The sequence below is a fragment of the Thermococcus sp. genome (assembly GCF_027012695.1).
Classification (GTDB): Archaea; Methanobacteriota_B; Thermococci; order Thermococcales; family Thermococcaceae; genus Thermococcus.
In genome coordinates this window covers 1-14862 of record NZ_JALUYR010000088.1, presented here as the reverse complement: position 1 = coordinate 14862, position 14862 = coordinate 1, and the positions used below count along the sequence as shown (strand labels likewise).

The window sequence follows — 14862 nt, the reverse complement described above, 5'->3', positions numbered from 1 at the left end:
CCTTCCCTTTCCTCTGTTCTTATACTTCTGATTTGCACGTTCTTCTTGCTTCTCTGTAGTTCCCAGAACTGCACCGCACCATTTTTAAACCCCTCCCATTAGCCCCCTCAGATGGCCAGGGTGTACGTTGAGAACTACGGGTGCACGCGCAACAGGGCAGACGGCGAGATAATGGAAGCTATTCTGCTTAGGGCGGGCCATGAACTTGCTGAGACCCCTGAAAACGCGGACTACGTTGTTGTCAACACCTGCGCCGTCAAGGATCCAACGGAGCACAAAATGGCCCGCAGAATACGGGAGCTTATAGATTCCGGGAAGAAGGTCATCGCTACCGGCTGTCTGGTCCACGTTAATCCTGGGGTTATAGACAGGCGCGTCTCTGGAATCCTTGGAGTTAAGAGCATAGACAGGATTGCCGAGGCGGTGAGCATAGCGGAGCGCGGTGGAAAGCTCGTCAGCGTTGAGGACTGGCGCGAGAGGAGCATTGACAAGCTCGAACTTCCCAGGCTGTGGAAATCTGGTGTAGCTTTTGTGGTTCCAATAAGCGAGGGCTGTCTGAATGCATGCACATACTGCGCAACGCGCTTCGCGAGGGGCGTTCTCAAGAGCTACAGGCCCGAACTGGTTATCAAGTGGGTTAAGGAGGCGCTGGCGAGGGGCTATAGGGAGATACAGCTCTCCAGCGAGGACACCGGTTGCTACGGCTTCGACATAGGGACTAACTTAGCTAAGCTTCTCGACGAGATAACGGCCATCGAGGGCGACTTCCGCATAAGGGTTGGCATGATGAACCCCAACCACGCGATAAAGATACTCGACGAGCTGATCGACGCTTACCGGAGTGAAAAGGTCTATAAATTCCTCCACCTGCCTGTCCAGAGCGGCGACAACGAAATCCTGAGGAGAATGGGAAGGAACTACACCGTTGAGGAGTTCGAGGAGATTGTTAAGGAGTTCAGGCGAAGGGTTCCGGGCCTGAACCTCAACACGGACATAATAGTCGGCTTCCCCGGGGAGAGTGATGAAGCGTTCCAAAACACCGTTGAGCTGGTGAAGCGGGTAAGGCCTGACAAGATAAACGTCTCCCGCTATTCTCCACGACCGGGCACGATAGCGGCGAAGTGGAAGCAGCTGCCCGGCTGGCTCGTAAAGGAGCGCTCCAGGGTTCTGCACCGGCTCCGCCTTGCGATAGCCTACGAGATAAACCGGTCCTACGTGGGCAGGGAGATAGAGGTTCTCGTGCACGGGCCGGCCGAAAAAGGCGGGATCGAGGGCAGGACGTTCAACTACAAGGAGATAATCCTCGACTCAGGAAAGGCCGGTGAGCTGGTCAAAGCCAGGGTGGACCGGACAGGATCCACCTACCTGAGGGGTACCCCCACATTCGGGGGATTGCCCCACAGTTCTGAGCAGAAAACTATTTATAAATAGGATCCGCTAAAACCCTCAGATACCTTAAGCATGGAGGTGAACTGTCATGAGGAGGTCAACCAAGAAGAGGTTAATCCCGCTGGCGCTTGCCCTCGCGCTGGCCATGGTTGGGGCCGCGCTGGCTGTGCCGAGCATTACAGTGCACGTTAAGGGAGTTGGCGCGGGAGGTCCCACCCGTATTGAAAACCCAATCCAGCAGGCAGATGTCTCCTGGAACCTGGACACTACCACCGACCCAGACGTTATCTCAGGTATCCACGTTGATCTAACAATTAACTCAACTGTAGCAACTTTTTCGGGCAAAGTGTACATCAAGTTCCTGGACAATTCGAACAACTTAGTCTACATCTACAGCAAAAATATAGACAACACACAGGTTACCAGTGGCCATATAACCTTTGATATTGACAAGCTCTACACCAACGCCAACGATGCCGATAATGGTGGAACTCCAGCTATTGACTTTACAGCGGGGACGGTTAAACTGGAAGACTTAGCCCACTTTTACAAGGTAGCAGTAGTTTACGTGGAGTCATAACCTAGCTGATGTTCCTAAGTTTTTGTTTCTTCTCCTTGTCCCTTCCCGTTTCTTCTCTTTGATTGAAGGAGATGTCACCGTCACCCTTTTAGCCTGAAGGTTTTTTATCACCCAACAGTCCTCCCGTCAAGAACCTGTTCCAGGGGTGTCCGGATGTTAAAGCGCCGCGTGGATCTGGTCTCACTGCTCACCTACGCCACCCTGATCTTCACGCTGGTAGTGGTTGTTCTCCACTTCGTCTTCGGCTTTCAGTACGTCGTAATCCTCACGGACTCTATGGAGCCGAACATCAACCCCAGCGACCTCGTCATCACGATGCCCGTTGATCCCGGCGAGCTCCGCCCCGGGGACGTAATCCTCTACGAGATAACGCTCGACAACACGACGTACAGAATAACCCACCGCATAATAGCAATCGAGAGGGATCCCTCGGGGAGGATCTATTTCATCACCAAGGGCGACAACAGGAAGCACCCCGACCCCTGGAAGGTTTACCCGGAGCAGGTGATTGGAAAGGTAATCCTGGTGATCCCTAAGGTGGGGATGGTCTGGTACTACACACCGCTCCTGGTTCTGCTCCTCTTCCTCATCGTTATAGGTTCCCTCGCCTACGACATGGCCCTTCTGCTCCTGGAGGACAAACCGATAAGGCCCAAGTCAAGGAAGGCTGACCTGCTGGCGATTAGAAGGAAGAAGATAAAGTTTCACCACCACCGGCGCTAGGCCCACTCGTCCTCGGGGATGGCCTCCTTCTTGGCCGGGATTATGCAGAGGAACTCCAGAGTGTCCCCCGTTGCTTTGTAGCCGTGGGGCTCGTTGGGCGGGACGTAGAGGAAGTTCCCCTCTTTAACGTGGTACTCCTCCTTTCCGTTGGTGATTATTCCCTCGCCCCTCACTATGAATATCTCGTGCTCCCAGTCGTGGCTGTGTATCGGGATCTCCGATCCCTTCCTCATGGTGAAGTAGCGCATGGCGAAGTTCTTCGCCCCCAGTTTCGGAGAAACGAGCCAGCGGATGGTTACCCCATCAAAACCTGTTTCCTTCTCCGGAACGTCCCTGTAGTGTCCGACGAACATGGTACCACCGGAACCACTTGGGCGAATGGATATTTAAGCTTGGTGGAAACAGAATCAAAAGGGCTTTAAGCACATACTCCAACGTTTTTCAGGTGAACCCAATGAGAAAGATTGTTTCCGCGGTTCTCCTGGTTCTGCTCGTTCTCGCCGCGGGGTGCATAGGCGGTGGGAACTCCCAAACGGGAACGGCTGCCCCAACATCCTCTCCCTCAGGGGGCATTGACTTCGACTCCTACGGAAAGGGGCAGATTCTGGCGAAGTGGTGGGAGCTCGCCGATACGTCCAAGGTCTACGTCAGCGAGGGCTACGAGGAGATGGCAAAGCACTATTTTCCGGACGCAAAGATCCTCCCGGCCAGCCAGTACGATGGAGGTATAGCGGTACTCTCCCCAAAGGACGCCAGGAAGATTCTGAGGGGCAAGCCAATCCTCATAACCGTGAATGATTACTTCGGCTACGTTGCCTACAAGCTCGGGATAAAGTTTGTCGGTCCGGACAAGGGGGTCTTCGCGGCCTTCAACTCCAAAGGAAAGGCCCACTTCGTCTTCACAGGCACGAGCAGGGCCGGAGCTGGCGCTGCCCTTGAGTACGCGATGGAACTTAAGGAAGGTTCTTCCATCAACACAAAGGACGTCCTGAGAAGCGGCCAGTTCGAGGGGGTTCTCCTGAAGGTCATCGGCGACAACAATTGGGACGGCATTCAGGAGAACGGCGAGAGCTGGTACCTCACCACGGTCAGGACTATGGAGCCCTTCCTCTACCACTGGCGCGTCGTTGAGGGGGAGAACGTCACCGTTAAGGGAGGCTTCATAAGGCTCGTCAACGGATCTACTGTCTACATACACTCCCTCGGCTTCAACGTGAGCGTCGAGGTAAGGGATCCAAAGAACGTCGAGCTGACCTACGTCATCGAGAACACGAACCCCTCGATACTGAACCTTCCGGATAAAGCAGAGACCGGTGATACCTGGGTGAAGTTCAGCACAGCTGAGAGCTCCTTCAGGGTAGAGGCCAAGCCCCTTGGCGATTACAGGATAATAGCCTTCGGCGACCACAGGCCCGACGGCGGCGTTAAGCCTCCGGAGGTATTCCTCAAGATACGCGACGAGATAAACAGGGACGATGGTATCTTCATCCTCGATGGAGGTGACCTCGTATACACAGGCAAGGCCGACGAGTGGGCGGCCCTTCTCAAGGAGTGGAAGTGGGACAAGCCGATCTTCGTCGCGCCGGGCAACCACGAGTACCGCGGTGAGGGGATAAACATCTTCCACAGGATCTTTGGTCCAGATAACTACGCCTTCTCCCTTGGGAAATACCGCTACATAATAATCAACGACGTCGAGGACAACTACGGCCTCAGCGACGAGGTCTTCCAGTGGCTCGAGAACGAGATGAAGGCCGCTGCCGATAAGGGCCAGAGGCCTGTCTTAGTTCTCCACGCCCCGCCGATAGATCCGAGGCCCAACGACGACCACGCGATGAACCCGGAGGATGGAAAGAGGCTTCTCGCCATGATGAAAGCCTACAACGCCTTCGGAATCTTCAGCCACATCCACATCTACTGGTACGGTGAAGAAGACGGCGTCCAGATGCTCATAACGGGAGGAGGTGGCGCTCCGCTCTATGCCCCGCCCGACCAGGGTGGCTTCTACCACTACGTGAGGCTTTACATGGCCGCGAACGGAACCGTCTCGGTCGAGCCCGTCAGGGTGGAGCCCTGACTCCCTTTCTATTTAGCCCTATATAGTGATGCCCATCCAGCTATATTCTACTGCGGCAAGATATTTATACAAACTCAATTACCCACTTCCGGTGAACGGGATGGATCCGTGGCTGCTGGTGACAATAATCCTCGGTTTTGCCATGGCGTGGGCCATCGGTGCCAACGATGCCGCCAACTCGATGAGCACCGCCGTCGGTGCAGGGGCGATAACTCCAAAGCAGGCCGTTATAATAGCCGGAATACTTGAGTTCACCGGTGCCTACTTCTTCGGAAAGAGCGTCACCGAGACCATAAGGAAGGGAATCCTCGATCCAACAAAGATAACCGATCCCAACGTGCTGGTCTACGGCTCCATAGCGGCGCTTTTGGCGGCAACGCTCTGGCTCCTCATAGCCACGAAGTTTGGCATGCCCGTCTCGACCACCCATTCAATAATCGGTGGAATAGCGGGCTACGGAATTGTTTACGCGGGCACCGCGATAGTCAACTGGGGTAAGATGGGCCAGGTCGTCCTGAGCTGGATCCTCTCACCGGTAATCGGGGGCATAATGGCCTACCTCATCTTCAAGGCCCTCACGAAGAGCATTTTCGAGAGAAAAAATCCCGTGAGGAGCGCCCGCCTCTGGTCGCCCTTCTGGATAGGGCTGGCCTTCGTGGTCATCGGAACGATGTTCTACATCAAGGTTCTCCACGGGAAGAACCTCGGAACCGGCGTCCTGATGTACGGGATCCCGGCCGGGGTGGCGGTCTTCCTCATCACGTACCTCCTGATCAGACTCCGCTTCCCGATAAGCGATCCCTTCATAGGAGTCGAGACTATCTTCAGAAAGGCGCAGGTGGTTACCTCGGGCTACGTGGCTCTCGCCCACGGTGCCAACGACGTGGCAAACGCGATAGGCCCGGTCGCGGCGGTTTACGCCGTGGCGACGATGGGTCTGACGGGGATGAAGGTCCCGGTGCCAAGGTGGATACTCGCCCTCGGCGGTCTCGGAATAGCGGTCGGAGTTGCTACCTACGGTTACAAGGTCATGGAAACCGTCGGAAAGAAGATAACAGAACTCACCAATACAAGGGGTTTCACCATAGATTTCTCGGCGGCAACGGTCGTTCTGGCAGCGAGCTGGCTCGGTCTTCCAGTCTCAACCACCCACGTGGTCGTCGGAGCGGTCATGGGCATAGGCCTGGCCAGGGGAGTAAAGGCAATAAACAGGGACATCGTGAGGGATATAGTGATCTCCTGGTTCATCACCGTTCCGGTGGCGGGTTTGATAAGCGCGGCCATATTCAAAATCCTGATGATGGTGGGGTGAAACAATGCAGGTCTGGACGAAGCTCTTCGCCAAGAGCCCCTTCAAGCCCCTCATAAAGCATTCAGAGGTGGTTCTTGAGACGGTTGAGACCCTTGAGAAGGCCCTGCGCGCCTGGGAGAGGGGTGACTACGAGGAGATGAGGAGGCTCGCCATAGAAGTTGACCGTCTGGAGGACGTTGCCGACAGGATAAAGGCGGAGATAAGGGATTCCCTCAGCTCGAAGCTCATGATGGCAGTCGCGAGGGAAGACGTTCTCATCTACCTCCACATGCAGGACAAGGTTGCAGATGCCGCTGAAGACACCGCCAAGTGGCTCCTGGTAAAGAAGCCCGGAACCGTTCCAAAGGAGGTCAGGGAACTCATCATCCAGATGGGTGTGGAGAGCATAAAGGCTGCAAAGCTCGTCCATGAGGCCATAGTTCAGATGGACCGCGTTATAGAGAGCGGCTTTTCTGAGAAAGAGATAGAGAAGGAATACGAGATAATCCACGAGATCGAGGGTGTCGAGAACGAGATAGACGGCCTCGATACCGAGCTGATGCAGAGGGTCTTTGAGATGGCCGACGAGCTGAGCTGGGGAGATGGCTTCTACATTCTCAACGTCGCCAGAACGCTGAGCAACATCTCGGACAAGGCCAAAGACGCGGCCGAGAGGATAAGGCTCATGATGAACCGGTGAGGGCTCGAAGAACGGTAAGAACGAGAGAATTAGATGGCTATCATGGTCGAGGTCATCTGAATCTCGGGCATGCGCCTTATCTTTTCAGTTATGAACCGGTCGAGGTCCTTCAGCGTTTCCGTCTCTACCTTAACGACGAGGTCGTATTCTCCGTAGACCACGTAGGCCTCCTTGACCTCGGGCATGGCGAGTAGCTTCTCCATAACTTCCCTTTCCTTTCCAGCGGCCGTAACCATCAAAATAAAAGCCGTCACCATGGCTATCACCAAAAGTATTTTATCTTGGGGGTATTTAAGTCTATCGAGGAACATGCTCGGCCATCTAATTGACTCTAACCGACTGGAGCGCTTCTTCTTCCACATGGAATCCCTAGGACTCACGGGAATAAAGCCATACTCCAAGGGAACAACGAGTCTGGTGTTCCTCGGGGAATTCGGCGGAAAGAGGGTGATCGTCAAACTCCTGAGACCCGACTCGCCAAGGAGTAACCTTGAGAGGGAAGCTGCCATAGTGAAGATCCTGGAGCCTTTCAAAATCACGCCTCCCCTGCTCTTCACCGGGACCTTCGAGGGTCTCCCCTACATTGTCAGGGAGTTCGCGGTGGGAGAGCCGATCCTCCACGCCGATCTTGAGAAACGCCACCTATTTGAGATAGTGGAAAAAACGGCCTTACTCGACAGGCTCGGCCTCGATCACGGCCAGATACAGGGTGGAAAGCACATAATAATCGGAGAACGGGTGTGGATTATTGATTTCGAGAAGGCCAACTGGAGAAAGCCAAAGAACCTAACCTCCGCGATGGCGATGCTCTTCCTGAACGACAACCGCATCTCAAGGCGCGTTCGCGGGAAGTTCGGAATCGACGACACTTTTCTGGAGGGGATGAAAAGGAAACTCGCGGAATACAAGAGGACGGGAAAGTTCTCAGGCATTCTGGCCCTTCTTTCCCGCCTTTAGCCTGTCAGCGTAGAGCGCGAGAAGGGGTATGACTACCGCCATCGCTATGAGCCCCATCCTTGGGTCCCAGAGGTAATTGAAGACGAGGATGACCACAACCGCTATGGCTATCATGAGGAACAGATCGCGGTCGTAGAGCCTCGACTTCGCGAGTATGTTCTGATCCCGTGAGATGTACGACAGGTAGAGCGGTATCCCGAGGGCCGCTATAACTATGCCCAGGTACGTCTTGAAGATCATTGCCGTGAGTATTCCCGCCGCCAGGATCGTCAAAACGGCCGTTTCCTCCCTCATCTCTTCGCCCCCACCGGCCTATTATTCCGACCCTTTTAAAGATTCCCCAGGGGTTACCCCCTCCAAGAATTAAGCTTATATATCCGAGTATCCATTATAACCCGGTGATACCGTTATGAGTGCCATCGAATGGAATGAGAAGACCTTCTCCAGGTTTGCGTACCCAAACGACCCAAGGATTGAGGGGAACAGGGTTGCCTACACCCTCACCAAGGTGAACATGAAGGACAACAGGTACGAGAGCACGATCGTTGTGGAGGATCTTGAAACCGGAGCCAGGCGCTTCGTCGAGAACGCCTCGATGCCCAGGATTTCGCCGGACGGCAAAAAACTCGCCTTTATTCGCTTCAACGAGGACAAGAAGGAAACGGAGGTATGGACCGCGGAGCTCGAAACGATGAGCGCAAAGAGGGTTTTAAGGGCCCGGAACATCCGCTCAATCCAGTGGAATACTGATTCGAGACGCCTTCTGGTCGTTGGCTTCAAGAGACACGATGATGAGGATTTCGTCTTCGACAGCGAGGTTCCCTTCTGGTTCGACGGCATGGGCTTTCTCGACGGCGAAAAAACGACCTTCTGGATCCTGGACACGGAGGCCGAGGAGATAATCGAAGAGTTCGAAAAACCCCGCTTTTCCAGCGGTCTATGGCACGGCGATGGTATAATCATCAACGTCCCCCACAGGGAGGGTTCAAAGCCGGCACTCTTCAAGTTCTACGACATTTACCTCTGGAAGAACGGTGGGGAGGAGAGACTCTTTGAGAGGGTCTCCTTCAGGGCTGTTGACTCCGATGGGAAGACAATCCTTCTCAGGGGCAAGAGGGAGAAGCGGTTCATAAGCGAACACGACTGGCTCTACCTCTGGGACGGTGAGCTAAAGCCCATCTATGAAGGCCCGCTCAACACAGGACAGGCGAAGCTGACCGATGGGAAGGTTTACTTCCTAACTCCCGATGCCGGTAGCGTTCACCTCTGGCTCTGGGACGGTAAAGCCGAGAGGGTCGTCGTTGGAAACCACTGGATTTACGGCCTTGACGCGAGCAACGGGAGGGCCCTGCTCCTGCTGATGACCGCAACGAGAACGGGCGAGCTCTACCTCTACGACGGCGAGCTGAAGCAGATAACCGACTACAACGGGCCGATATTCGAGAGGCTCAAAACTTTCGAGCCGAGACACTTCAGGTTTAAGAGCCTCGACCTCGAGATAGACGGCTGGTACCTCAAACCGGAGCTGGAGGAAGGGGAGAAAGCTCCCGTCATCGTTTTCGTCCACGGCGGGCCGAAGGGGATGTACGGCCACCGCTTTGTCTACGAGATGCAGCTGATGGCGAGTAAAGGCTATTACGTGGTTTTTGTCAACCCCCGGGGAAGCGACGGCTACGATGAGGACTTTGCCCTAAGAGTCCTCGAGAGAACCGGTCTGGAGGACTTCGAGGATATTCTCAACGGCATCGAGGAGTTCTTCAAGCTCGAACCCAACGCCGACAGGGAGCGCGTTGGAATAACCGGAATAAGCTACGGCGGCTTCATGACCAACTGGGCCTTAACGCAGAGCGATCTCTTCAAGGCAGGCATCAGTGAAAACGGCATAAGCTACTGGCTGACGAGCTACGCCTTCTCGGATATAGGCCTCTGGTACGACGTGGAAGTGATAGGCCCCAACCCGCTCGAGAACGATAACTACAGGAAGCTGAGCCCGCTCTTCTACGCGAAGAACGTGAAGGCACCGCTCCTGCTGATTCACTCGCTGGAGGACTACCGCTGTCCCCTCGATCAGAGCCTGATGTTCTACAACGTGCTCAAGGACCTTGGAAAGGAGGCCTATATAGCGGTGTTCAAGCGCGGTCCGCACGGACACAGCATAAGGGGAAGTCCAAAACACCGCTCAAAGCGCTACAAGCTCTTCGTCGAGTTCTTCGAGAGGAAACTGAAGAAGTATGAAGAGGGCTTTGACGTCGAGAAGATACTCAAGGGAGACTCAGCCTCAGCTCCCTGAGCCTTTCTTCTAACTTTTTCCTGCTCCCCCTGAAGTAGAAAACGCACCAGCCGTTCCTGCAGGCGATTTTGAATTCGCCCCTCACATCGCTGATGTCACCTTCTCCCCGAACCACTCCAACGAAGCATCCTTTGTCCCTCCAGATTTCGGGCTTCTCTGGCCTTAAAAACCCCCCGTAAAGCGCCTTCCCCATCGTCCGGAACTCAAGGGCGCAGCTTACGATTCCAAAGCGGTGGTTGTGCTCGAAGAGCCTGAGGAGGAAGGCTATGTAGTCCTCGTCATCCAGGTCGTAGACGGGATCCGGCAACTTCCGCAGGATTTCCTTCGGAATGGGTTTTCCCTCCAGGAACAGGATTCCCGCGAGATAGAACGGAACGTAGGGGTCGCCAACCTCGATGATGCGTATTCCACCCATTTTTGCTTTCTCAATTAGCTCTTCCGCCCTGTTGAACCCCGCCATGACACCTAAGAGAACGTACTTCCCCAGGAATTCGAGGAAGGACTCCCCGTGGTATCTCACCAGCCCCTCCATCAGGTAGTTCCCCTCGAACTCCCTCAGGATTGCTTCAAACTCCCACCGGTTTCCATCCACAAGCGCCCTGCTGGCTTTGATGACGAGGAGAGGATGGAAGACATGCCTCTTTTTGTCCGTTACCATCACGACGTGCATAGCTTAGGGCTCTATCAAGGGGTTAAATTATTTTCTCCCGGAGTAAAGCTCGTCCCTACTCAGACCTGCCCAGTTCTACCACTATTTGACGCGAAAGTGTTAAAAAATCCACCCATCAACCCCCTTGCTACGTCAAATAAACCGGAGGTCTGTTTATGGACGGGAAAAAAGGTGAGAAGAAGCTCTACTATCACGGACTAACGGAGCAGAAGAAGCTCGACGTCTCAAGGCTCAAATACCTCTCACTGATAATCTCTGTAATCGGGGTGGCCGTTCTTCTCGTGGCGGCTCAGAGCGCCCAGGCCCCCCTCGTTAAGGTGGGCGACGTTTACGGCAACTATCTGATGAACTACGCCGTCGTCAGGATAAACGGCACCGTAACGACTGTCCCCTACGTCTCCGAGAGCGGAGGAAGACTGGGACTGAGCTTCAGCGTCAACGACGGGACCGGGGGTATAGATGTCAGGGTGTACTCGCCACTCGCGGAGGAGATGATAAAGAAGGGCATCATCCCCTTCCCCGGCGATAATGTAACCGCTGAAGTTCAGCTGCGCGTGAGGGAGACCTACACCTACGCGATACTCAACTACCTCGATGGGCTGAGGTTCAACTCGATTCTGTACTCCGAGAAACCGGAGACGGTCAAATACCTCACCGAGAACATGAGCGGAACCTACGTCGCGGTTGAGGGGATAGTGGACGGGTTCTCCAACGTCAGCTCCGGTTACCTGCTCACCCTCGACACAGGGGAGTCTCTCGTGACGGTCCTCATCCCGAAGGTTCTCCTCCTCTTCAACAACGTCTCGGTCAAGGTTGGCGATACCGTCTACGCTCCGGGTATCGTTTACCTCTACAAGGGCACCTCACCGGAGATTGTCGTGAGGGACCTGAACCAGCTCTCGATAACCCCGATAGAGGAAGCCCCGGAGGTGCCCCTCGGAGAGGCCAAGAACTACCCCGGAATGGTGATGTCGGTTAAGGGTAAGTTAGTGGGAATAAGCTACGAGAACGGCCGCTACGCGCTCCTCCTGACAGATGGCTCGAACTACCTCACGGCGCTGATGCCGAGGGACGTTCTGGCGGAGCTCAACCCGTTCAACGTCTCGGACGGAAGCCTGCTCAGGGTCGCCGGGAAGATGGGCAACGACGGAAGGCTCGTTGGAGCTTACCTCGAAGTTCTGGAGCCGATTAAGACGGAGTTCAGGCCCATAGGAGTCCTGACCACGGACATGCGCGGCTCGATAGTTGCAGTAAAGGGCAACATCGCCGAGGTTGAGAGGGTCGGCTCGAACCTCAAGCTCGTCGTAGACGACACCACAGGAAAACTCGACGTTTTCATACCATCCGCGACGCTGATGGAGCTCTCGAACGAGACGATGGCAAAGCTCAAGCCGGGCCTCGGCGTCGAGGTGGCTGGCTACCTCGAGGAGTACCGAGGGAGCATTGAACTCGTCGTCTACACCGGCGATGGCCTCAAGGCCCTCGGAGAACCGGTTCCGCCGGGCGAGATAGTCCTCCCGAAGGTCACCGCGGACGAGCTCAAGGATTACATCGGCCAGCTGGTGGATTTCACCGGCTCGCTCGAGGGGCTGACCTACGAGAACCACACCTACTACCTGCTCGTGGACGGCGTTAAAGCGTCCGTTCCGAGGAGCGTTCTCATGAACCTCAACCCACTTGAAGCCGGCACCGGAAGTCAGGTGACGGTAAGGGGGATTGTGGAAAGCTCGAACCTCGTCAAGGGCTGGAACCTCACCGTTGAAGTTCCCGTCTCCCCGATCCCGCTCAGACCGGAAGAGATAACGCCTGAGATGGAAGGAGAGATAGTCCTCGTTGTCGGAAAGGTCACCGATGTCGCAAACCTCAGCGGCAACCTCAAGATAAGCCTTGGCGACTTCCCCGTCTTCGTGCCCCGCTCAACGGCCAGTGAGATGACCTACGTCCCGGAGAAGGGCGACATCGTCGAGATAGCCGGCTACGTTGAGCTGTACCGGAACGCGCCGGAGCTCGTTCTATTCAATCCGGAGGCAATAAAGAAGATGGAAGTCAGCGGGCCGGTCAAAGGAACGATCAGCGACCTCGAAACCGCCACGGAGCCGCTCCTCCTGACGGTCACATGGGACTCGCTGGACTACCAGAAGCCCGACTACCTCATCACGGTGCACGACCACACGGGAAGCGCCACCCTCACCGTTGACCGCTCGCTCCTCCCGAACCCGCTCAAAGCAGGAACCGGAAGCGAACTGAAGGTCGTTGCCGATCCGCTGAGCGGTTCGATAACCTCCCTGAACGTCACGAAGGCGGTTCCGGCGAAGCTCCTCAAGACCGGCTCGGTAAGCCTCGAAATGACAGGAAAGACGGTAGCGGTCAACGGAAGCGTTGTGGACATTGGAGTCATCGGCAGGAACCTGAAACTCACGGTGGACGATGGAAGCGGTAAAGTGGCCGTCTTCATCCCCGAAGGGTCCAACCTAAGTGTGAGCGGGGGCCAGACCATCTACCTGGCCGGCTACGTGGACGAGTACAGGGGAGAGCCGGAGATAGTGGTATACACCCTCGATGCCGTCAGGGTTTACGAGAAACCCTCTGGAGGTGTGGAGGAGATAACGGTCTCCGAGCTGCCGAACGCATCCGGTAAAGTTAACCTCACCGTCACCTGGGACGCGCTGAGCTACGAAAACGGCGCCTACTACATGGCCGTCCACGACTCCACCGGAAGTGCAAAGCTCAAGGTGACCAGGGATCTCCTTCCGGATCCGAGGGAAGCGGGAACCGGAAGCGAGCTGAAAATAGCCTACGACGCGGACAATGGCGAGATCGTCTCGATAACCGTCCTGAAGGCCGTCCCGTCCGAGGAGCTGAGAACCGGCGATGTCACCCTGGACCTCATTGGAAAGACCGTTGTCGTCGAGGGAACCATCACGGATGTCTACACGGGGAAGAGCTTCGTCAAGCTCACCATTGACGACGGCAGCGGCGAGCTTGTGGTTTTCATTCCAAAGAGCGTCGCAGGGGACACGACCTTCGAGAAGGGCCAGAGCGTCAGGATAGCCGGCTACGTGACAGAATACAGGGGGACCGTCGAGGTCATCCCCTACAGGCCGGACTGCATCGAGGTGAGGTGATGGCCATGCTCCCCTTTTCCACGATTTTGCTCTGGTCGCTCGCGGGGGTGCTCTTCGGTTCGCTGATATCCTGGATTCCGGGGTTCCACATATTCAACATCATGGCCCTACTGGTGGCGGTCTTCGGCGTGGGCGAGCTCATGCCCGTCCAGGTCTTCCCGTTCTTCGCCATTGGGGCGATTGTGGCTTACGCCTACGTCAGCGCGATCTCCAGCGTATACTTCAGCGTTGCCGATGAGAGCGCCGTCTTCCTCCTCTTCCCGACTCAGCGCTATCTACTCCTCGGCAGGGGACACGAAGCGGTTTTGCTGTACCTCATCGGGGCCGTTGCAGGAACGCTAATACTCGTCCTGGGCGCGCTCTTCATCTTCCCGCGCGTCCTGCCGCCAATCTATCAAGCCACAAGCCCGTACATCACCTACTTCCTCGTGGCGATAGTGCTCTTCATGTTCATGAGCGAGTGGCCCAAGGAAGGAGATAGGGGCAAAACTCCAGCTGAGAGGCTCTGGTTAGCTTGGAGGCAGATACTCGGCGGAATACTGGTGTTCTTCCTCTCAGGGATCCTCGGCTTCGTCGTCATGAACACGAACCTCCTGCCAACAACGAGCGCCTACACCCGCTTAACTCCGATGTTCATCGGTTTCTTCGGAATGTCGTGGGTCATACTCAACATCCTCTCCAATCCGCCGATGCTCGAGCAGGTTCCCGACGACAGGGTCGAGAGCAGCGTCTACAACATGGCGAAGGCCAGCTTCGGAGGTGCACTCGGGGGAACGATAGCGGCAGTTTATCCAATAATCACCGGTGGAATGGGTGCTTTGATAGCGGGCCACATGACGAGCCAGCGCGGTGACGATGCCTTCATCATCAGTCAGGGCGTCAACAGGGTCATCTACTACGTTGGAGCCTTTACGCTCCTCTTCCTGCCCCAGCTCAGGCTCACGAGGGGCGCTGCAGCGTGGCTCGTCAGCTCGATATACACCCCCAAGAGCTACGCGGAATACTTAGCGGCGATAGGCGTCATCCTGCTCAGCGCGGGCATAAGCTTCGTCTTCACCTA

14 protein-coding genes are annotated in these 14862 nt (G+C 55.7%); 10 read left to right on the top strand and 4 right to left on the bottom strand.

Features of this window, described 5'->3' with window-relative positions; translation table 11 throughout:
* Positions 1-111: 111 nt before the first annotated feature.
* From MV985_RS07115 to MV985_RS07105, 3 genes are all read left to right on the top strand, one after another.
* Entirely contained in the window at positions 112-1431 is a 1320-nt protein-coding gene (locus MV985_RS07115) for a tRNA (N(6)-L-threonylcarbamoyladenosine(37)-C(2))-methylthiotransferase (protein ID WP_297464760.1), read from the top strand.
* 46 nt (positions 1432-1477) lie between these two features.
* Positions 1478-1969 (top strand): hypothetical protein, encoded by a 492-nt coding sequence (locus MV985_RS07110; protein WP_297464758.1) that lies wholly within the window; start codon positions 1478-1480, stop codon positions 1967-1969.
* 153 nt (positions 1970-2122) lie between these two features.
* A complete protein-coding gene (locus tag MV985_RS07105; protein ID WP_297464757.1) occupies positions 2123-2692 on the top strand; it encodes a signal peptidase I in 570 nt (189 codons plus the stop codon).
* Here the strand turns inward: MV985_RS07105 and MV985_RS07100 are convergent.
* Positions 2689-3045, bottom strand: coding sequence for a cupin domain-containing protein (locus MV985_RS07100; RefSeq protein ID WP_297464755.1), 357 nt, complete (start codon positions 3043-3045; stop codon positions 2689-2691). The genes MV985_RS07105 and MV985_RS07100 overlap by 4 nt on opposite strands.
* Before the next feature lie 101 nt (positions 3046-3146).
* Between MV985_RS07100 and MV985_RS07095 the strand changes: the two genes are divergently transcribed.
* The 3 genes from MV985_RS07095 (at position 3147) to MV985_RS07085 (ending at position 6760) form a co-directional block, all read left to right on the top strand.
* Complete coding sequence (locus tag MV985_RS07095; protein WP_297464833.1) at positions 3147-4769, top strand: metallophosphoesterase; 1623 nt, start codon at positions 3147-3149, stop codon at positions 4767-4769.
* Positions 4770-4869: 100 nt separating this feature from the next.
* Positions 4870-6081 carry an inorganic phosphate transporter gene (locus tag MV985_RS07090; protein WP_297464831.1) on the top strand — a complete coding sequence of 404 codons (1212 nt, stop codon included), beginning with the start codon at positions 4870-4872 and terminating at the stop codon, positions 6079-6081.
* A gap of 4 nt (positions 6082-6085) precedes the next feature.
* A complete protein-coding gene (locus tag MV985_RS07085; RefSeq protein WP_297464754.1) occupies positions 6086-6760 on the top strand; it encodes a TIGR00153 family protein in 675 nt (224 codons plus the stop codon).
* Positions 6761-6789: 29 nt separating this feature from the next.
* Here the strand turns inward: MV985_RS07085 and MV985_RS07080 are convergent, their stop codons facing one another.
* On the bottom strand, positions 6790-7017 hold the full coding sequence (locus MV985_RS07080; protein ID WP_297464828.1) for an Lrp/AsnC ligand binding domain-containing protein: 228 nt from the start codon (positions 7015-7017) through the stop codon (positions 6790-6792).
* 52 nt (positions 7018-7069) lie between these two features.
* On the opposite strand from MV985_RS07080, the gene MV985_RS07075 reads away from it, so the two are divergent.
* Positions 7070-7717 (top strand): serine/threonine protein kinase, encoded by a 648-nt coding sequence (locus MV985_RS07075; protein WP_297464752.1) that lies wholly within the window; start codon positions 7070-7072, stop codon positions 7715-7717.
* Here MV985_RS07075 and MV985_RS07070 read toward each other — a convergent pair.
* A complete protein-coding gene (locus tag MV985_RS07070; protein ID WP_297464750.1) occupies positions 7685-8011 on the bottom strand; it encodes a hypothetical protein in 327 nt (108 codons plus the stop codon). The two genes, MV985_RS07075 and MV985_RS07070, sit on opposite strands and share 33 nt — an antisense overlap.
* A 115-nt stretch (positions 8012-8126) precedes the next feature.
* Here MV985_RS07070 and MV985_RS07065 point away from each other — a divergent pair, with 115 nt between their 5' ends.
* A complete protein-coding gene (locus MV985_RS07065) occupies positions 8127-10007 on the top strand; it encodes a S9 family peptidase (RefSeq protein ID WP_297464749.1) in 1881 nt (626 codons plus the stop codon).
* Here MV985_RS07065 and MV985_RS07060 read toward each other — a convergent pair.
* Complete coding sequence (locus tag MV985_RS07060) at positions 9979-10677, bottom strand: hypothetical protein (RefSeq protein WP_297464748.1); 699 nt, start codon at positions 10675-10677, stop codon at positions 9979-9981. The two genes, MV985_RS07065 and MV985_RS07060, sit on opposite strands and share 29 nt — an antisense overlap.
* 155 nt (positions 10678-10832) lie before the next feature.
* On the opposite strand from MV985_RS07060, the gene MV985_RS07055 reads away from it, so the two are divergent.
* Positions 10833-13802 carry an OB-fold nucleic acid binding domain-containing protein gene (locus MV985_RS07055; RefSeq protein ID WP_297464747.1) on the top strand — a complete coding sequence of 990 codons (2970 nt, stop codon included), beginning with the start codon at positions 10833-10835 and terminating at the stop codon, positions 13800-13802.
* Positions 13803-13807: 5 nt separating this feature from the next.
* Positions 13808-14862: tripartite tricarboxylate transporter permease (locus tag MV985_RS07050; RefSeq protein ID WP_366085316.1), on the top strand; the 1055-nt coding region annotated here is incomplete at its 3' end.